This is a genomic window from Kitasatospora sp. NPDC006697 (assembly GCF_042869935.1).
In the GTDB taxonomy this organism is placed as follows: Bacteria; Actinomycetota; Actinomycetes; order Streptomycetales; family Streptomycetaceae; genus Kitasatospora.
The window spans coordinates 118111-137046 of sequence record NZ_JBIAGU010000006.1; the positions used below are offsets into that span (position 1 = coordinate 118111).

Annotated in this window: 14 protein-coding genes; 9 read left to right on the forward strand and 5 right to left on the reverse strand. The window is 73.1% G+C overall.

Annotated elements, in window-relative coordinates; genetic code table 11:
- Positions 1 to 65 precede the first annotated feature (65 nt).
- Positions 66 to 1949 carry an ABC transporter ATP-binding protein gene (locus ACFYNO_RS10640; protein WP_388009147.1) on the reverse strand — a complete coding sequence of 628 codons (1884 nt, stop codon included), beginning with the start codon at positions 1947 to 1949 and terminating at the stop codon, positions 66 to 68.
- Positions 1950 to 2020: 71 nt separating this feature from the next.
- A complete protein-coding gene (locus ACFYNO_RS10645; RefSeq protein WP_388008634.1) occupies positions 2021 to 3754 on the reverse strand; it encodes an ABC transporter ATP-binding protein in 1734 nt (577 codons plus the stop codon).
- Between the two features lie 326 nt (positions 3755 to 4080).
- On the opposite strand from ACFYNO_RS10645, the gene ACFYNO_RS10650 reads away from it, so the two are divergent.
- From ACFYNO_RS10650 to ACFYNO_RS10665, 4 genes are all read left to right on the forward strand, one after another.
- On the forward strand, positions 4081 to 5994 hold the full coding sequence (locus tag ACFYNO_RS10650; protein ID WP_388008637.1) for an AMP-dependent synthetase/ligase: 1914 nt from the start codon (positions 4081 to 4083) through the stop codon (positions 5992 to 5994).
- A 62-nt stretch (positions 5995 to 6056) separates the two neighbouring features.
- On the forward strand, positions 6057 to 7286 hold the full coding sequence (hemW, locus tag ACFYNO_RS10655; protein WP_388008640.1) for a radical SAM family heme chaperone HemW: 1230 nt from the start codon (positions 6057 to 6059) through the stop codon (positions 7284 to 7286).
- Between the two features lie 136 nt (positions 7287 to 7422).
- Entirely contained in the window at positions 7423 to 8061 is a 639-nt protein-coding gene (locus tag ACFYNO_RS10660; protein WP_388008643.1) for an RNA polymerase sigma factor, read from the forward strand.
- On the forward strand, positions 8058 to 8798 hold the full coding sequence (locus ACFYNO_RS10665; protein WP_388008646.1) for a hypothetical protein: 741 nt from the start codon (positions 8058 to 8060) through the stop codon (positions 8796 to 8798). The genes ACFYNO_RS10660 and ACFYNO_RS10665 overlap by 4 nt, the downstream gene beginning before the upstream one ends.
- On the opposite strand, the gene ACFYNO_RS10670 is transcribed toward ACFYNO_RS10665, so the two are convergent.
- The 3 genes from ACFYNO_RS10670 to htpX all read right to left on the reverse strand — a co-directional run bounded on the left by ACFYNO_RS10670 (position 8779) and on the right by htpX (position 11359).
- On the reverse strand, positions 8779 to 9636 hold the full coding sequence (locus ACFYNO_RS10670; RefSeq protein ID WP_388008649.1) for a DUF3097 domain-containing protein: 858 nt from the start codon (positions 9634 to 9636) through the stop codon (positions 8779 to 8781). The genes ACFYNO_RS10665 and ACFYNO_RS10670 overlap by 20 nt on opposite strands.
- A 129-nt stretch (positions 9637 to 9765) precedes the next feature.
- Positions 9766 to 10350, reverse strand: coding sequence for a hypothetical protein (locus ACFYNO_RS10675; protein ID WP_388008652.1), 585 nt, complete (start codon positions 10348 to 10350; stop codon positions 9766 to 9768).
- Between the two features lie 82 nt (positions 10351 to 10432).
- Complete coding sequence (gene htpX / locus ACFYNO_RS10680; RefSeq protein WP_388008655.1) at positions 10433 to 11359, reverse strand: zinc metalloprotease HtpX; 927 nt, start codon at positions 11357 to 11359, stop codon at positions 10433 to 10435.
- Positions 11360 to 11608: 249 nt separating this feature from the next.
- Here htpX and hrcA point away from each other — a divergent pair, with 249 nt between their 5' ends.
- The 5 genes from hrcA (at position 11609) to ACFYNO_RS10705 (ending at position 18904) form a co-directional block, all read left to right on the forward strand.
- Complete coding sequence (gene hrcA / locus ACFYNO_RS10685; protein WP_388008658.1) at positions 11609 to 12853, forward strand: heat-inducible transcriptional repressor HrcA; 1245 nt, start codon at positions 11609 to 11611, stop codon at positions 12851 to 12853.
- 51 nt (positions 12854 to 12904) lie between these two features.
- The gene (gene dnaJ, locus ACFYNO_RS10690) at positions 12905 to 14041 is read left to right on the forward strand and encodes a molecular chaperone DnaJ (protein ID WP_388008661.1); all 1137 of its coding nucleotides are present in this window, start codon (positions 12905 to 12907) and stop codon (positions 14039 to 14041) included.
- A 161-nt stretch (positions 14042 to 14202) separates the two neighbouring features.
- Positions 14203 to 14952 (forward strand): 16S rRNA (uracil(1498)-N(3))-methyltransferase, encoded by a 750-nt coding sequence (locus ACFYNO_RS10695; RefSeq protein WP_388008664.1) that lies wholly within the window; start codon positions 14203 to 14205, stop codon positions 14950 to 14952.
- Positions 14953 to 15141: 189 nt separating this feature from the next.
- The gene (locus ACFYNO_RS10700) at positions 15142 to 18450 is read left to right on the forward strand and encodes a PDZ domain-containing protein (RefSeq protein ID WP_388008667.1); all 3309 of its coding nucleotides are present in this window, start codon (positions 15142 to 15144) and stop codon (positions 18448 to 18450) included.
- Positions 18451 to 18544: 94 nt separating this feature from the next.
- Positions 18545 to 18904 carry a histidine triad nucleotide-binding protein gene (locus tag ACFYNO_RS10705; protein ID WP_388008670.1) on the forward strand — a complete coding sequence of 120 codons (360 nt, stop codon included), beginning with the start codon at positions 18545 to 18547 and terminating at the stop codon, positions 18902 to 18904.
- Positions 18905 to 18936: the final 32 nt, after the last annotated feature.

Below are 18936 nucleotides of genomic sequence, written 5' to 3' on the forward strand. Positions count from 1 at the left end.
GCAGCCCGAGGGCCCGTCAGCTTCCAGCTGACGGGCCCTCGGGCTTTCGCGTGCCGTCCCCGGCGTCAGTCCTGCTCGGCCACGGCCTGGGCGAACTGCGCCTGGTAGAGCCGGGCGTAGGCGCCCTCGGCGGCGATCAGCTCGTGGTGCGAGCCCTGTTCGACGATCGACCCGTTCTCCATCACCAGGATCACGTCCGCGTCCCGGATGGTGGAGAGCCGGTGGGCGATCACGAAGCTGGTCCGGCCGCTGCGCAGCCGGGCCATCGCCCGCTGGATCAGCACCTCGGTGCGGGTGTCCACCGAGCTGGTCGCCTCGTCCAGCACCAGGATCGACGGCTGGGCCAGGAAGGCCCGGGCGATGGTGATCAGCTGCTTCTCGCCCGCGCTGACCCCGGTGCCCTCGTCGTCGATCACGGTGTCGTAGCCGTCCGGCAGGGTCCGGACGAAGCGGTCCACGTGCGCGGCCTTCGCCGCCTCGACCACCTGCTCGCGGGTGGCGCCGGTGGCCCCGTAGGCGATGTTCTCGGCGATGCTGCCGCCGAACAGCCAGGTGTCCTGCAGCACCATGCCGATGCCGGAGCGCAGCTCCTCGCGGGACATCGCGGCGATGTCCACCCCGTCCAGGGTGATCCGGCCGCCGGTCACCTCGTAGAACCGCATCAGCAGGTTGACCAGCGTGGTCTTGCCGGCCCCGGTCGGGCCGACGATGGCCACCGTGTGGCCCGGCTCCACCTTCAGCGACAGGTCCTCGATCAGCGGCTTCTGCGGGTCGTAGCGGAACGCCACGTCCTCGAAGGAGACCAGGCCGCGCAGCTCGGCCGGGCGCAGCGGGTGCTCCGGCTCGGGGGTCTGCTCCTCGGCGTCCAGCAGTTCGAAGACCCGCTCGGCCGAGGCCACCCCGGACTGCACCAGATTGGCCATGCTCGCCATCTGGGTGAGCGGCTGGCTGAACTGGCGGGAGTACTGGATGAAGGCCTGCACGTCGCCGATGGAGAGCTGGCCGCTCGCCACCCGCAGGCCGCCGACCACCGCGACCAGCACGTAGTTGAGGTTGCTGACCAGGAACATCGAGGGCTGGATGATGCCGGAGATGAACTGGGCCTTGAAGGCGGAGGTGTAGAGCGCCTCGTTCTCCCGCTCGAAGACCGCGGCCGCCTCCTGCTGCCGGCCGAACACCTTGACCAGGGTGTGGCCGGTGTACATCTCCTCGATGTGTGCGTTCAGCTTGCCGGTGGTGGCCCACTGGGCGACGAACTGCGGCTGGGCCTTCTTGCCGACCCGGGCCGCCACGACGATCGAGACCGGCACCGAGACCAGCGCGATCAGCGCGAGGATCCAGGAGATCCAGAACATCATCGCCAGCACGCCGACCACGGTGAGCAGCGAGTTCACCAGCTGGCCCATGCTCTGCTGCATGGACTGGCCGATGTTGTCGATGTCGTTGGTGACCCGGCTGAGCACCTCGCCGCGCGGCTGCTTGTCGAAGTAGCTCAGCGGCAGCCGGGACAGCTTGGCCTCGACGTCGGCGCGCAGCCGGTTGACGGTCTGGTTGATCGCCAGCGCGGTGAGCCGGCCCGCCACGATGCCGAAGACCGCCGAGGCCACGTAGATCAGCGCGACCCAGAGCAGCACGACGCCGATGGCGTCGTAGTCCATCGGCTTGCCGGGCACCAGGTGCAGCGAGCGCAGCAGGGCGGACATCTTGCCGCCGTGGGCGATCGCCGCGTCCAGTTGCTGCTGGCTGTGGAACTTCTGGCTGATCGCGCCCTGGACGATCAGGTTGGTCGCCCGGCCGAGCAGCTTGGGCGCGGCGACGTTGCAGGCGACGCTGAACGCGACGAGCAGCATCACGCCCGCGATGGTGGCCCGCTCGGGCTTGAGCAGGCCGAGCACCCGCCGGCTGCTGTTCTTGAAGTCGAGCGACTTCTCGGTGCCCTGGCCGCTCATGAAACGGCCCGGGCCGGCCGGTCCGCGCCGGGCGGCCGCCTCCTGGGAGCGGCTGGGCCGCTGCGGGGTGGTCACGCCGCCTCCTGCTCGGTGAGCTGGGAGAGCACGATCTCCCGGTACGTCGGGTTGTCGGCCATCAGCTCGTGGTGGGTGCCGGTGCCGACCACGGCACCCTCGTCCAGCACGATGATCCGATCGGCCTCGCGGATCGTGCTGACCCGCTGGGCGACGATCACCACGGTGGCGTCCGCGGTCTCCAGGCTGAGCGCGGCGCGCAGCCTGGCGTCGGTCGCGTAGTCCAGCGCGGAGAAGGAGTCGTCGAAGAGGTAGATCTCCGGGCGGCGCACCAGGGTCCGGGCGATCGCCAGGCGCTGGCGCTGGCCGCCGGAGAAGTTGCTGCCGCCCTGGGCCACCGGGGCCTCCAGCCCCTCGTCCAGCTTGGCGACGAAGTCCCGGGCCTGGGCCGTCTCCAGCGCGGCCCACAGCTCCTCGTCGGTGGCGTCCGGCCGGCCGTAGCGCAGGTTGCTGGCGATGGTGCCGCTGAACAGGTAGGGCTTCTGCGGGACCAGGCCGACGGTGCGGGCGAGCAGGTCGGGGGCGATCTCGCGGACGTCGGTGCCGTTGACCAGCACCTGGCCGCCGGTGGCGTCGAAGAGCCGGGGGATCAGGCCGAGCAGCGTGGTCTTGCCGCTGCCGGTGGAGCCGATCACCGCGGTGGTCTCGCCCGGCCGGGCCACGAGGTCGATGCCGCGCAGCACCGAGGCCTCGGCACCGGGGTAGCGGAAGTCGGCGCCGCGCAGCTCCAGGTGGCCGTGCGCGCGCAGCTCGGTCACCGGCGCGACCGGCGCCACCACGCTGCTCTCGGTGTCCAGCACCTCGACGATGCGCTCGGCGCAGACCTCGGCGCGCGGCACCATCATGAACATGAAGGTGGCCATCATGACGCTCATCAGGATCTGCATCAGGTAGGACTGGAACGCCATCAGCGCACCGATCTGCATCCCGCCGGAGGCGATCCGGTGGGCGCCGAACCAGGAGACGGCGACCCCGGCGAGGCTGACCACCAGCATCACCGAGGGGAACATGAAGGCCATCAGCCGGCCGGTGCGCAGCGTCACGGCGGTCAGGTCGTCGTTGGCGCCGGCGAACCGCTCCTTCTCGTGGCCGTCCTTGACGAAGGCCCGGATGACCCGGATGCCGGTGATCTGCTCGCGCATGATCCGGTTCACCGAGTCGATCCGCACCTGCATGCTGCGGAAGGACGGGCGGAGCTTGCGGACCAGCACCACCACGATCGAGCCGAGCAGCGGGACCAGGATCACCAGCAGGGCGGAGAGCGGCACGTCCTGGTTGAGCGCCATGATGATGCCGCCGACGCACATGATCGGGGCCGCGACCATCAGCGTGAAGGTCATCAGCACCAGCATCTGCACCTGCTGGACGTCATTGGTGGTGCGGGTGATCAGGGAGGGCGCGCCGAACTGGCCGAGCTCCCGGGCGGAGAAGCTCTGCACCCGCTGGAAGACCGAGGCGCGGATGTCCCGGCCGACCGCCATCGCGGTCCGGGCACCGTAGTAGACGGCACCGATCGAGCAGACGGCCTGGACCAGCGAGACGCCGATCATCACGCCGCCGGTCTGCATGATGTAGCCGGTGTCGCCCTTGATCACGCCGTCGTTGATGATGTCGGCGTTGAGCGTCGGGAGGTAGAGCGCAGCTATCGTGGAGATCAACTGGAGCAGCATCAGCACCAGGATCTGTGGTTTGTAAGGCCCCAGATGGGCCCTGAGGACTCGGATCAGCACTCGGACACTCTCGTTGTCGGCGGGAGGATTCGCACCCTCGTTCTCGTTCCTCTGGTATGTACGGCACGGGCCCCGCGGGGGGCTCGGAGCGGGCGCCCGGTGGTCCGGTGACCGGATCGGCGGTCCTGCGCACGGGGGCCTGCACTGGCCCCGGCCTGGTGTGTCAGGAAGTCTGCCCCCTTACCTTCGGGCCCTGACGGGCCTAAGCTGTCCGCAGTCTTGTTACTCGCCAGTCAATTACTCGCCGGTTAACAAGCCGTTGGACGACCCACCCCCACCCCTCGTCCGGCGTCCACCCTCGGCCACCAGGTCCCCCGGAGGTCCCGTTGAGCACAGCGCAGTCCGTCATCGGCTCCGACACGATCGCCGGGCGCCCGGCCTCCGTGGCCCACATGTTCCTCAGCAGGGTAGAGGCCACACCTGACCAGCCGGCGTACCGGTACCCCGTTGCGGTCGACGCGCAGGCGGCGGACGGTGCGCCGGGAGCCGAGCAGTGGCACTCGCTGACCTGGGCACAGGCCGCCGAGCGGGTCTTCGCCATCGCCGCCGGACTGCTCGACCTGGGCGTCCGCCCCGAGGACCGGGTGGCCCTGGCCTCCTCGACCAGGGTCGAGTGGATCCTCGCCGACCTGGGCGTGATGTGCGCCGGGGCCGCCGTCACCACCGTCTACCCCAGCACCAACGCCGACGAGACCGGCTACATCATCGCCGACGCCGGCTGCACCGTGCTCTTCGCCGAGGATGCCAAGCAGCTCGCCAAGGCCGTCGCCGAGCGGGCGAACCTGCCCGAGCTGACCACCGTGATCGTCTTCGACATGCCCGCCGAGGCGCCGGCCGTCGACGGGCTGTCCGTGATCGCGCTCACCGAGCTGGAGCGGCGCGGCAGCGCGCTGCTGGCCCGCGAGCCGGAGGCCGTGCGGCGCACCGTCGAGGGGATCGACGCCCAGCAGCTGGCCACCGTGGTCTACACCTCGGGCACCACCGGCCGGCCCAAGGGCGTGCGGCTCTCCCACGACGCCTGGTCCTACCAGGGCGTGGCCCAGGAGGAGAGCGGGCTGCTGCGCCCCGACGACACCCACTACATGTGGCTGCCGCTCTCCCACGTCTTCGGCAAGTCGCTGATCGCCGGCCAGGTCAGAACCGGCCACGTGATGGCGGTGGACGGCCGGGTGGACCGGATCATCCACAACCTGCCGATGATCGAGCCCACCGTGATGGCCTCCGCGCCGCGGGTCTTCGAGAAGGTCTACAACGGCATCGCCGGCAAGGCCCGGGCCGAGGGCGGCGCCAAGTACAAGATCTTCATGTGGGCCGCCCGGGTCGCCCGGCAGTGGGCCCAGGTCACCCAGGAGAACCGGGTCACCACCGGCCGGGACAGCGCCCCGCTCGGCCTGTCCCTGCAGCACGCCATCGCCGACCGGCTGGTCTACGCGAAGATCCGCGCGGCCTTCGGCGGCCGGATGCGCGGCGCCGTCTCCGGCAGCGCCGCGCTCGCGCCCGAGATCGCCTACTTCTTCGCCGGTGTCGGCGTGCCGGTGCTGGAGGGCTACGGACTCACCGAGACCAGCGCCGGCATCATCGTCAACCGGGTCGAGGACTTCCGGGTCGGCACCGTCGGCATCCCGTTCGCCGGCAGCGAGGTGCGGATCGCCGAGGACGGCGAGATCCTGCTCCGCGGCCCCGGTGTGATGAGCGGCTACCACAACCTGCCCGAGCAGACCGCCGAGGTGCTGGAGGCGGACGGCTGGTTCCACTCCGGCGACATCGGCGAGCTCACCCAGGGCGGCTACCTGCGGATCACCGACCGCAAGAAGGACATGTTCAAGACCTCCGGCGGCAAGTACGTGGCGCCCAGCGAGGTCGAGGGCAAGTTCAAGGCGGTCTGCCCGTACGTCAGCAACATCCTGGTGATCGGCAACGGCCGCAACTTCTGCACCGCGCTGATCACCCTGGACGAGCCGGTGATCATGCCCTGGGCCGCCGAGCACGGCGTGACCGGCAAGACCTACCGCGAGGTGGTCACCTCGCCGCAGGTCCGGGGGCTGATCGAGGGCTACGTGGGCAAGCTCAACGCCGAGCTGCAGCGCTGGCAGACGATCAAGAAGTTCACCCTGCTCCCGCGCGACCTGGACATCGAGCACGGCGAGCTGACCCCGAGCCTGAAGATCAAGCGGCCGGTGGTGGAGCGGGTCTACGCCGCCGAGGTCAGTGAGATGTACGCGGGCGCCAACGAGGCGTGACCGCCGCTGCTCCCGTCCCCGGGTGGGACGGGAGCACCGCCGCCGTGCCGGACAATGGAGCCATGCCCTCCGCACTCCCCGACGGCGAACCCCTGCCCACCGACGGCTCCCTGCCCGCCCACGCCCTGGCCGGCCTGGGCGAGCGGCCGTTCGGCTTCTACCTGCACGTGCCCTACTGCGCCAGCCGCTGCGGCTACTGCGACTTCAACACCTACACCGCCACCGAGCTGCACGGCTCCGGCGCGGTCGCCTCGCAGGAGAACTACGCGAGCCACCTGGTCGAGGAGGTCCGGCTGGCCCGCCGGGTGCTGGGCGCGGCCGAGCTGCCGGTGCGCACCGTCTTCCTCGGCGGCGGCACCCCCACCCTGCTGCCGGCCCGCGACCTGGTGGCGATGCTGGCGGCGGTCCGGGACGAGTTCGGGCTGGCCCCGGACGCCGAGGTGACCACCGAGGCCAACCCCGAGTCGGTCACCCCGGCGTACCTGGCCGAGCTGCGCGAGGGCGGCTTCAACCGGATCTCCTTCGGCATGCAGAGCGCCCGGCCGCACGTGCTGCGGGTGCTGGAGCGGCACCACACCCCCGGCCGGCCGGAGGCCTGCGTGGCCGAGGCCCGGGCGGCCGGTTTCGAGCACGTCAACCTGGACCTCATCTACGGGACGCCGGGGGAGTCCGACGAGGACTGGCGGGCCTCGCTGGACGCCGCGATCGGCGCCGGGCCCGACCACGTCTCGGCCTACTCGCTGATCGTCGAGGACGGCACCCGGCTGGCCGCCCGGATCCGGCGCGGCGAGCTGCCGATGGTCGACGACGACGTGCACGCCGACCGCTACCTGATCGCCGAGCAGGCGCTGAGCGCGGCCGGCTACTCCTGGTACGAGGTCTCCAACTGGGCCACCGGTGAGGCCGCCCGCTGCCTGCACAACGAGCTGTACTGGACCGGCGCCGACTGGTGGGGCGCGGGGCCGGGGGCGCACAGCCACGTGGGCGGCACCCGCTGGTGGAACGCCAAGCACCCGGCCGCGTACGCCCGGGCGCTGGCCGACGGCCGCACCCCGGGGCAGGGGCGCGAGGTGCTGGGGGAGGAGGACCGGCGGGTGGAGCGGATCCTGCTGGAGCTGCGGCTGGTCGAGGGCTGCCCGCTGGAGCTGCTGGCGCCGGCCGGCCGGGCGGCGGCCGAACGGGCGCTGGCGGACGGGCTGCTGGAGGGCGGGGCGTTCGCGGCCGGGCGGGCGGCGCTGACGCTGCGCGGGCGGCTGCTGGCGGACGCGGTGGTGCGGGACCTGGTGGACTGACGGCGCGCCGGGTTCCGCCGACCGGGCGGGCTGCCCTGCGGGTCGGGGCCCGCCGCCGATGAAACGCTTCGGGGCCGATCGGCAAAGAAGGGGTGAGGGGACCACGGGGTCCCACCGATCAGGGAGCGAGACCCCAGTGCTCAGCCGTGATCGCGACACCACTCTGGTGGGCGGTGGTGCCATCGCACCGCCGCCCGACCTCACCACCTCGGAGGGCTTCGCCGCCTTCTACGAACAGCACGTCAAGGACATCCTCGGATTCGTCACCCGCAGGGTGACCGATCCGCACCTGGCCGCCGACCTGACCTCGGACATCTTCACCGCCGCCTTCGTGGCCGCCGACCAGTTCCGGCCCGAGAAGGGCAAGCCGATCGCCTGGCTGATCGGCATCGCCCGGAACGTCATCACCGACCACGCCCGCGGCAGGGCGAGGGAGTTGGGCGCGCTCGGCCGGCTTCCCGGGCGGGAGCTCGCCAGCGAGGAGGACATCCTCGCGCTGGAGGAGCGGATCGACGCCCAGCGCGCCGCCCGCGAGCTGATGAAACGCCATGCCGCCCTCTCCGAGCCGCTGCGCGCCGTCCTGGACTTGGTGGCCATCGACGGGCTCAGCACGGCCGAGGCCGCCGAGGCCCTGGGCATCGCCCAGGCCACCGTCCGGGTCCGCCTGTACCGCGCCCGCAGGCTGCTCCGCGCCGAGCAGCCGAGGCCGGCCGCCGCGGCCGCCGCCCTCCCCGCCCCTGGCAAGTCCGACCCCATCTTGGAGGCCCTGCCGTGAACACCCCCGACGACCAGCCCGAGCGCCCCACCACCAGCAACTTCGAGCGCCGCCTCGGCGAGCAGCTGGCCCTCCTGGCGGCGGCCAGGGAGGCGGAGCGGCGGCCGGCCGCCGCTCCGCTGCACGACGCCTTCCGGGCCGGCCGGCCGGTCTTCCGCCTGGCCGCCGGGTTCCGCCACCGGCGCCTGCCGCTCGCCGTGGCGGGGGTGGTCGCGGCCGCGGTCGGCGCAGTGGCCCTGCCGAGCGCCCTGAGCGCCGACGAGGGCGGTTCCGCCGCCTTCGCGGTGAGCCGCGGCTCCGACGGCACGGTGGCGGTGCGGGTCGACGATCCGGCGGCCCTGCCGGCCGCCGTCGCCGCGCTCCGGGCGGACGGCATCAACGCGGTGGCCCTGGAGGCCACCGCCGTCCCGGGGGCCTGCTCCACCCCGGCACCCAAGGGGCCCTCGGCCCAGAGCATCTGGGCCCACCCGGGCGACGCTCCGGGGACGGTCCGGATCGATCCGGCCGCCATCCCCACGGGGCAGACGCTGCTGCTGATCCACGGCACCCAGCACTTCCCCGGGAACGCCACGGCCTTCTTGTTCTACACCCGGGTGGTCACCACCGTCCCCGCCTGCGTGGAGGACACCTCCGTCCAGGGCCCGGTCCCCGTGAGCGGCGTCCCCGCGGCCCCGCCCTCCGGGCACCCGGACACCCGCCTCGTCCCGCCGAGCGGCGTCAGCTCCCCGGTTGGGTGACGAAGTCGATCAGCTCCTCCACCCGCCCGAGCAGTGCCGGTTCCAGATCGCGAAAGGAGTTCACCGAGGCCAGGATCCGCTTCCACGCCGCCGGAGGGTCCACCGGCCAGCCCAGCCGGCGGCAGATGCCCTCCTTCCACACCTCTTCGTAGGGCACGTCGGGCCAGCCCGGGATGCCGACGCTCGACGGTTTGACGGCCTGCCAGATGTCGATGAACGGATGGCCGACCACCAGCACCGCCCCGCCCTGCGAACCGCCACCCGCCCCGCCGCCCATCACCTGCTGCGCGATCCGGTGCTCCTTGGTCCCCGGCAGCAGGTGGTCCACCAGCACCCCGAGGCGCCGGCCGCCGCCCGGCGCGAACTCGGCCACGATCGCGGGCAGGTCGTCGATGCCCTCCAGGTACTCGACCACCACGCCCTCGATCCGCAGGTCGTCGCCCCAGACCCGCTCGACCAGCTCCGCGTCGTGCCGGCCCTCGACGTAGATCCGGGACTCGCGGGCCACCCGGGCCCGGGCACCCGGGACGGCGATCGATCCGGAGGCGGTCCGGGCCGGCCCCTTGGCCGGTGCGGCCGCTGCCGGGCGGACCAGGGTGACCGTCCGGCCCTCCACCAGGAAGCCGCGCGGCACCATCGGGAAGACCCGGTGCTTGCCGAACCGGTCCTCCAGCGTGACCGTCAGCCCCTCGGCGGTCTTCTCGCAGCGCACCACAGCGCCGCAGAAGCCCGTCTCGACCTCCTCCACCACCAGATCCCGCTCGGCGGCCACCTCGGGGGCCGGCGTCGTCCTCTTCCACGGCGGGGTCAGATCCGGGCCGTACTGAGCGCTGCGCATGACGGAACTAAACCAGACGTGCCGTCAGCCGCGGCAGCACCGCTCCTTGACACCTGCACAGCGGACAACCACCCGGCGGTGCGCCGGCCCCGGCCCGGGACCGGCGCACCGCCGCCTTCCAGGACCGGTTCAGAGCCCGGGCGCGCCCCAGACCGGGAACCACCGGCTGAGGTCCGACTCCACCCGCAGGTCGTTCCCCAGCATCGCCTTCACCTGGATCTCCAGCGGGCTGTTCCGCCGCTCCCCGCCGCCCGGCATCGGCGCGAACGGGTAGAAGGTGCCGCGCTTGTACAGGTAGACCAGGGCCAGCGACTGGCCCTCGGCATTGCGGAAGCCCACCAGGGAGCAGAGCAGCTGCGGGCCGAAGCCGTTGGCCTCCAGCTCGCTGTTGACCGCGTGCAGGTCGTTGACCAGCTCCGGCAGCTCCTCGGGCAGGTGGCGGGCGAGCAGCCAGGAGTAGCCGTACCCGTCCCGGCTGGCCTCCACCGGCACCCCGCCCTCGGGGGTGTCGGCGTCCAGCAGCGCCCGCACCTGCCGCTCCACCTCGCCGAAGGCACCGCCCTCCACCGCCGCGAAGCAGACCGAGCCCAGCCCGGTCGGGGTGAAGCCCGCGGCGGCCTCCAGGGTCAGCGCCGCCGAGGGCAGGCCGAAGAGCTGGTCCAGGTCCGGACGGACCGGCTTGCTCCGTCCGAGCAGCGCGTCCAGGAATCCCACAGGTCGTTCCTTCCAGATCGGTTCGGTACCGCCCGGCCGCCGCCGCTGTCGGGGCTGCGCCGTCACCCCCACTCCTACCCCGTCAGTGCCCCAGCTCCCGGGAGATCTTCTCCAGCTGCTCCAGGCGCTGCTCCAGGCTCGGGTGGGTGGACATCAGCTGGGTGGCCGCCTCCTTGGCGCTCAGCGCCGGGGCGAAGAAGAAGGCGTTGTAGGGCTGGGCCTGGCGCAGGTCCTGGGTCGGGATCGCGCCGATCTGCCCGGTCACCTTGGTCAGCGCGGAGGCCAGCGCGCTGGGCCGGCCGGTGAGCTGGGCGGCGGCCCGGTCGGCGGCCAGCTCGCGGTAGCGGGAGAGCAGCCGGGTCAGCAGGAAGCTGATCGCGTAGACCACCACGCTGACCAGCGAGACCACCACGATCGCGATCGCGGTGTTGTCATTGTTGTTGTTGTTCCGGTTGTTGCCGCCCCACATGCCGGTGTAGAGCGCGATCCGGGTGATCGCACCGGCCAGCACGCCGAGGAAGCCAGCGATGGTCATCACCGCGACGTCCCGGTGAGCCACGTGCGAGAGCTCGTGGGCGAGCACGCCCTCCAGCTCCTCCGGCTCCAGCCGGCGAAGCAGGCCGGTGGTGACGCAGACCACGGCGTTCTTCGGGTTGCGGCCGGTGGCGAAGGCGTTCGGCATGTCGTTGTCGGCCACCGCGACCCGCGGCTTGGGCATGTCGGCCAGGGCGCAGAGCCGGTCAATGGTGCCGTGCAGCTGCGGGTACTGCTCGGGGGTGACCTCGTGGGCGCCCATCGCCCGCTGGGTGATCTTGTCGCTGAACCAGAACTGGGCGACGAAGAGCCCGCCGGAGAGCAGCACCACCAGCGGCCAGGCGCCCTTGAGCAACACGATCAGGGCGCCGGTGAAGGCTACGTAGAGCAGCCCGATCAAGAACATGGTGGTGACCATCCGCCCGGTCAGACCACGATCGGGAGCGAAGCGGGTGTGGGGTCCGGCGACCGACATTTCTGCTCCTTGGGGTCCATCCGTCGTGATTGATATCGATGCTGCCACTTCGTCCGGCGGTGGGCACCAACCCGGCGCGCACCGACACGTGATCCGCGCGGCATCCCGGGACAGGGCGTTCCTGCGGTCGTACCCGGGCCTTACACTGGCAGGTACGGTTTTGGCACTCCTCAGTCAAGAGTGCCAACCGATCTACGGAGAGTGCAGGACCTGGTACCAGGACAACGCGCGAAGAGGGAGGTGCGTGCCATGTTCGACGAACCCGAATCCGACCCGCGTCCGACCGGCCGCGAACCGGCGGCCGTCGAGTCCCCGACCGTCGAGTCCCCGGGCGTCGCCGCCGAGGCCGTCGACAGCGGTGCCCCGGCGGGGGGCCGCCGTCCCGGCCGTGCCCCGGCCTCCCGCACCGGCCGCACCCCCGCCGCCCGGGCGGCCGCCGCCCGCTCGCTCACCGGCGGTGAGCCCGGCGCCGCCCTCGCCCTGGACGACCGCAAGCTCGCCGTGCTGCGGGCCATCGTCCAGGACTACGTGGGCACCGAGGAGCCGGTCGGCTCCAAGGCCCTGGTGGAGCGGCACAACCTCGGCGTCTCCCCGGCCACCGTGCGCAACGACATGGCCACGCTGGAGGAGGACGGCTACATCCAGCAGCCGCACACCAGCGCCGGGCGGATCCCCACCGACAAGGGGTACCGCCTCTTCGTGGACCGGCTGGCCGAGGTCAAGCCGATGAGCGCCCCGGAGCGCCGGGCGATCCGCCACTTCCTGGACGGCGCGGTCGACCTGGACGACGTGGTGGCCCGCACCGTGCGGCTGCTGGCCCAGCTGACCCGCCAGGTGGCCGTGGTCCAGTACCCCTCGCTGACCCGGTCGACGGTCCGCCACGTCGAGCTGGTGATGCTCGCACCGGCCAAGGTGATGCTGGTGCTGATCACCAACACCGGCCGGGTCGAGCAGCGGCTGGTGGACTGCCCCGGTCCGGTCCGGGAGACCACCCTGGCCGATCTGCGGGCCCGGCTGAACGCCCGGGCCGGCGGTCGCCGGTTCCCGGACGTGCCGGCCCTGGTGGAGGACCTGCCGGCCTCCTTCGAGCCGGCCGACCGGCCGATCGTGGCCACGGTGCTCTCCACCCTCTTCGAGTCGCTGGTCGAGCAGAACGAGGAGCGGATCATGTTGGCCGGCACGGCCAACCTGACCCGGTTCGGCCATGACTTCCCCCTCACCATCCAGCCGGTGCTGGAGGCGCTGGAGGAGCAGGTGGTCCTGCTCCGGCTCCTCGGTGAGGCCAATGATGGCGGTATGACGGTCCGGATCGGCCGGGAGAACGACTACGAGGGGCTGAATTCCACGTCGGTCGTCTCGGTCGGTTACGGTTCGGGCGATGAGAGCGTGGCCAAACTCGGAGTGATCGGACCGACCCGGATGGACTACCCCGGCACCATGGGGGCGGTCCGTGCGGTGGCCCGGTACGTGGGGCAGATCCTCGCCGAGTCTTAGCAACACCCCAGTTAGCAGCACCTTCTAGAAGCGGAACAAGCGGAGTCATTGGTGGCCACGGACTACTACGCGGTACTCGGCGTCCGACGGGACGCGGGGCAGGACGAGATCAAGAAGGCGTTTCGGCGCCTGGCCCGTGAACTGCACCCTGACGTCAACCCGGACCCGAAGACCCAGGAGCGGTTCAAGGAGATCAACGCCGCTTACGAGGTGCTCTCCGACCCGCAGAAGCGCCAGGTCTACGACCTCGGCGGAGACCCGCTCTCGCCGAACGGCGGGGCCGGCGGGTTCGGCGCCGGTGCGGCCGGGTTCGGGTTCTCGGACATCATGGACGCCTTCTTCGGGGCGGCGGCGGGCCAGCGCGGTCCGCGCTCCCGCACCCGGCGCGGCCAGGACGCGATGATCCGGCTGGAGATCACCCTGGAGGAGGCCGCCTTCGGCACCACCAAGGAACTCCAGGTCGACACCGCCGTCACCTGCACCACCTGCAACGGGGAGGGCGCCGCCCCCGGCACCACCGCGCAGACCTGTGACATGTGCCGCGGCAAGGGCGAGGTCTCCCAGGTGACCCGCTCCTTCCTGGGCCAGGTCATGACCTCGCGCCCCTGCCCGCAGTGCCAGGGCTTCGGCACCGTGGTGCCCACCCCCTGCCCGGAGTGCGCGGGCGACGGCCGGGTCCGGGCCCGCCGTACCCTCACGGTCAAGATCCCCGCCGGTGTCGACAACGGCACCCGGATCCAGCTGGCCGGCGAGGGCGAGGTCGGCCCCGGCGGCGGCCCGGCCGGCGACCTCTACGTGGAGATCGCCGAGACCAGCCACACGACCTTCCAGCGCCGCGGTGACGACCTGCACTGCACGGTGACCATCCCGATGACGGCCGCCTCGCTCGGCACCCAGGTGCCGCTGCAGACCCTGGACGGCCCGGAGGATGTGGACATCCGCCCGGGCACCCAGTCCGGCCAGTCCATCCCGCTGCACGGCCGGGGCATCACCCACCTGCGCGGGGGCGGTCGGGGCGACCTGATAGTGCATGTCGAGGTGCAGACGCCCACCAAGCTCGACGCCGAGCAGGAGGACCTGCTGCGCCGGCTCGCGGTGCTGCGCGGCGAGGAGCGGCCCTCCGGCCAGTTCGCGCCCGGGCAGCAGGGGCTGTTCTCCCGGCTCAAGGACGCCTTCAACGGGCGCTGAGGCTCCGTCGCCCCGGAAGCGGGCGCACCGGGGGCCGGAGGTGGGCTGACCAGCCCCGCCGGCCCCCGTGCCGTTCGCCCCCCACCGGTCGCCCTGGTGCCGCTGGGGGCGCGGCCCCTCCTCTCCCACGCCCACTCCCACCCACCTCCGGAAAGCCAGCCATGACCGCACCCGTCTTCGTCGTCGACTCCGCCCGGCTGACCGCGGCCGCGCCCGGCAGCCTGGTCCGGCTGGACGGCGCCGAGGGGCGGCACGCCGTCGCCGTGAAGCGCCTGGAGCCGGGGGAGCAGGTCACCCTGACCGACGGTCAGGGCCTGGGTGTCCTCGGCACCGTGGCCGCCCTGCACGGCAAGGACGCGCTGGACGTCGAGGTGGCCGAGCTGCGCACCGAGCCGGCGCCCGGCCCGCGGATCACCGTGGTCCAGGCGCTCCCCAAGGGCGACCGCGGCGAGCTGGCGGTGGAGACCATGACCGAGGTCGGCGTGGACGCGGTGGTTCCCTGGGCGGCCGCCCGCTGCATCACCCAGTGGAAGGGCGACCGCGGCGCCAAGGCGCTGGCCAAGTGGCGGGCCACCGCGCGGGAGGCGGGCAAGCAGTCCCGCCGGCTGCGCTTCCCGGAGGTGGCCGACCCGGTGACCACCCGTCAGCTGCTCCCGCTGCTGGCCGCCGCCGACTTCGCCGCGGTGCTGCACGAGGAGGGGGCCGAGCCGCTGGCCACGGCCGAGCTGCCGACGGGCGGCGAGCTGGTGCTGGTGGTCGGTCCGGAGGGCGGCATCAGCCCCGAGGAGCTGGCCGCCTTCGCCGAGGCCGGCGCCCGCCCCTACCGGCTGGGAGCCTCGGTGCTGCGCACCTCCACGGCCGGCGTGGCCGCCGGCGCGCTGCTGCTGGGCCGCACCGGCCGCTGGTCCTGACCTCCCGGGGCCGGTGGGCCCCGCCCGCCCGCCGGGCGCCCGGCCCACCGGCCCGGCCCACCGCCGTCACGCAGCGCCGACTCCCCGTCATCGCCGCGTCAAGCACGTGAACAGGTCTTCCTCCCCACTCCCCGGCAAGCTCCCGGGAATCGGTGGTCCCGGTGCCCTGGCGGTGCATAACCTGACGAGGTGACGGACTCCGAGAGCATCTCCACCGGCGGCGCCTACCTGCGCCATCCCCATCTCCACGGCGACCTGGTGACCTTCGTCGCCGAGGATGACGTCTGGCTCGCGCCGCTCGACGGCGGCCGGGCCTGGCGGCTGACCGCCGACCGCTCCCCGGTCTCCCATCCGCTCTTCTCGCCCGACGGCCGCACCATCGCCTGGACCTCCAGCCGGGACGGCTCGGCCGAGGTCTACGCCGCCCCGGCGGACGGCGGCGAGGCCCGCCGGCTGACCCACTGGGGCAGCACCAACCGCACCCTGCTGCGCGGCTGGACCCCGCAGGGCGAGCCGATCGCGATCACCAGCGCCGGCCAGCCGACCAGCCGCCAGGCCTGGGCCTTCGCCGTCCCGCTGCACGGCGGCAGCCCGCGCCGGCTGCCCTACGGACCGATCGGCGGGCTGGCCCTGGAGCCGGAGGGCGACCGGGCGCTGCTGCTCTCCTCCTTCAGCCTGGAGCCGGCCCGCTGGAAGCGGTACCGCGGCGGCACCGCCGGCAAGCTGTGGATCGGCAGCACCGGCGGCGAGTTCACCCGGATCCACCAGGAGCTGGACGGCAACATCGAGTCCCCGCTCTGGGTGGCCGGCCGGCTGGCCTTCCTGAGCGACCACGAGGGCTGCGGCCACCTCTACTCCAGCCTCCCGGACGGCACCGACCTGCGCCGCCACACCCCGGACAGTGGGGGCACCTCCCGGCCGAAGGCTGGGGGAGAGTTCTACGCCCGCAACGCGAGCACCGACGGCACCCGGGTGGTCTGGCACAGCGCCGGCGACCTCTGGCTGCTGGACAGCCTGGAGGGCGGCGCGCGGCCGCGCCGGCTGGCGGTCACCCCGGCCGGCCCGCGCAGCGGCCGCCGCAGCCACCCGCTGGCCGCCGCCGGCCGGGTGGAGACCGCGGCGCCGGACGCCACCGCCCGGGCCGCCGCCGTGGTGGTCCGGGGCACCGTGCACTGGCTGACCCACCGTGAGGGCCCGGCCCGGGTGCTGGCCGAGGCGCCGGGCGTGCGCAACCGGCTGGCCCGGGTGGTCCCGTCCACCGGCGAGGACGCCCCGCAGGGCGCCCTCTGGGTGACCGACGCGGAGGGCGACGACGCCCTGGAGTACGCCCCGGACGTGCTCGGCGGGGAGCGGCACCGGCTGGCCGCCGGGCAGCTCGGCAGGGTGCTCGGGCTGACCGTCTCGCCGGACGGCCGGCTGGCCGCGGTGGGTTCGCACGACGGCCGGGTGCTGCTGGTCACCCTGGCCGACGGCACGGTGACCGAGCTGGCGCGCAGTCGGGACGGCGAGGTCAGCGGCCTGGCCTTCGCCCCCGAGTCGGACTGGCTGGCCTGGTCCCAGCCCGCCCTCGGCCCCTGGTCGCTGCGGCAGATCATGCTGGCCGAGCTGGCCACCGGGACGGTCTCCGAGGCCACCCCGCAGCGCTTCCACGACACCTCGCCGGTCTTCACCGCCGACGGCCGCCACCTGGTCTTCATCTCGGCCCGCAACTTCGACCCGGTCTACGACGCGCACAGCTTCGACCTGGGCTTCCCCACCGGCGCCCGCCCGTACCTGATCACGCTGGCCGCCGAGACCCCCTCCCCGTTCGGTCCGCAGCGGCTGGGCCGCCCGGCCGACGGCGAGGAGGACAAGTCCGCCGAGAAGCCGGAGAAGCCCGAGTCCGAGTCCGAGTCCGAGTCGGAGGGCGAGGGCGCGGCGGGGGAGCCCGCCGAGGAGCAGCCGGCCCGCACCGAGGTGGACCTGGCGGGCCTGGCCGACCGGATCGTGCCGTTCCCGGTCGAGGGCGGCCGCTTCGGGGTGCTCCGGGCGGCCAAGGACGGCGTGCTCTGGACCAGGTACCCGGTGGTCGGGGAGCTGGGCGACGACGCGGCCACCCCGGAGGACGAGCGCCCCGGCCCGGTGCTGGAGCGGTTCGATCTGCGCAAGCTGCGGGTCGAGCAGCTGGCCGACAGCCTCGACGGCTTCCAGGTCAGCGGCGACGGCAGCCGGCTGGCCGTGCTGGACGGCGGCGAGCTGCGGATCGTGCCCGCCGACCGCAAGCCCGGTGACGAGGACGAGACCCGGGTGGACCTGGCCCGGCTGCGGGTCACCGTGGACCCGGCGGCCGAGTGGCGGCAGATGTTCGACGAGAACGGCCGCCTGATGCGCGACAACTACTGGCGGGCCGACCTGAACGGCGTGGACTGGACCGGGGTGCTGGACCGGTACCGCCCGCTGGTGGAGCGGCTGGGCTCGCACGACGACCTGGTGGACCTGCTCTGGGAGGTGGTCGGCGAGCTGGGCACCTCGCACTGCTACGTCAGCCCGCCCGGCCGCGGCGGCCACGCCTTCCGCCCGCAGGGCCTGCTCGGCGCCGACCTGGAGCGGGACGGCGAGGTCTGGCGGATCGCCCGGATCCTGCCCGGCGAGTCCTCCGACCCGCGGGCCCGCTCCCCGCTGGCCCAGCCCGGGGTGGCGATCCGCCCGGGCGACGCGCTGCTCGCGGTGGACGGCCGCCCGGTGGACCCGGTGACCGGCCCGGCCCCGCTGCTGGCCGGCACCGCCGGCCAGCCGGTGGAGCTGACGGTCCGCCGCGCCGACGGCACGGTCCGGTACCCGGTGGCCGTCCCGCTCGCCGACGACGAGGCGCTGCGCTACCACGACTGGGTGGCCGGCCGGCGGTCCGCGGTCCGCGAGCTCTCCGGCGGCCGGCTCGGCTACCTGCACGTGCCGGACATGATGAGTGCCGGCTGGGCCCAGCTCCACCGCGACCTGCGGGTGGAGGTGGCCAAGGAGGGCCTGCTGGTCGACCTGCGCGGCAACCGGGGCGGCCACACCTCGCAGCTGATCATCGAGAAGCTGAGCCGGCGGATCGTCGGCTGGGGCGTGGGCCGCGACCTGGCCACCCCGGACAGCTACCCGGGCGAGGCCCCGCGCGGCCCGCTGGTGGCGCTGGCCGACGAGCACGCCGGCTCCGACGGCGACATCGTCAACGCCGCCATCCAGGCGCTGGGCATCGCCCCGGTGGTCGGCACCCGCACCTGGGGCGGGGTGATCGGCATCGACCACCGCTACAGCCTGGTCGACGGCACCGGCGTCACCCAGCCCAAGTACGCGATCTGGCTGGAGGGCTACGGCTGGGGCGTGGAGAACCGCGGCGTCACCCCGGACGTGGAGGTGCCGATCGCCCCGCACGAGTGGGCGGCCGGCGAGGATCCGCAGCTCGCCGAGGCGGTCCGGATCGCGCTCGCCAAGCTGGCCGAGCAGCCCGCCAGGACCCCTCCTCCGCTGCCCTGACGGGCCGTCGAGTCCGGTAGGTTGGCGGAACGTCAGACCCCCGGCCCCGCGGCCGGGGGTGTCCGCCGCACCGCCGACCACCGGAGCCCGACTCATGGCCGACCAGCTCGACCCCGACTGCGTCTTCTGCAAGATCGTCACCGGCGCCATCCCGGCCACCGTGGTCCGCGAGACCCCGGCCACGCTGGCCTTCCGGGACATCAACCCGCAGGCTCCGACCCACGTGCTGGTGATCCCCAAGACGCACTACCCGAACGCCGCCACGCTGGCCGCCGCCGAGCCGGAGCTGGCCGCCGGGCTGCTGACCGAGGCCGCCGCGGTCGCCGCCGACGAGAAGATCGCCGACCACGGCTACCGGATGATCTTCAACACCGGTGCGGGCGCCGGCCAGACCGTCTTCCACGCGCACGTCCACGTGCTCGGCGGCGGCGACTTCCACGAGGGCCTGGTCTGACCGGCCGGACCTGAGTCCAGGATCCGTTCAAC

Excerpts from the sequence above, each read along its gene's own strand:
- ACFYNO_RS10670 (WP_388008649.1), bottom strand. The coding sequence starts at position 9,636 with ATGCGCAGCGCTCAGTACGGCCCGGATCTGACCCCGCCGTGGAAGAGG.
- htpX (WP_388008655.1), bottom strand. The coding sequence starts at position 11,359 with ATGTCGGTCGCCGGACCCCACACCCGCTTCGCTCCCGATCGTGGTCTG.
- hemW (WP_388008640.1), top strand. The coding sequence starts at position 6,057 with ATGCCCTCCGCACTCCCCGACGGCGAACCCCTGCCCACCGACGGCTCC.
- hrcA (WP_388008658.1), top strand. The coding sequence starts at position 11,609 with ATGTTCGACGAACCCGAATCCGACCCGCGTCCGACCGGCCGCGAACCG.
- ACFYNO_RS10705 (WP_388008670.1), top strand. The coding sequence starts at position 18,545 with ATGGCCGACCAGCTCGACCCCGACTGCGTCTTCTGCAAGATCGTCACC.
- ACFYNO_RS10640 (WP_388009147.1), bottom strand. The coding sequence starts at position 1,949 with ATGAGCGGCCAGGGCACCGAGAAGTCGCTCGACTTCAAGAACAGCAGC.
- ACFYNO_RS10695 (WP_388008664.1), top strand. The coding sequence starts at position 14,203 with ATGACCGCACCCGTCTTCGTCGTCGACTCCGCCCGGCTGACCGCGGCC.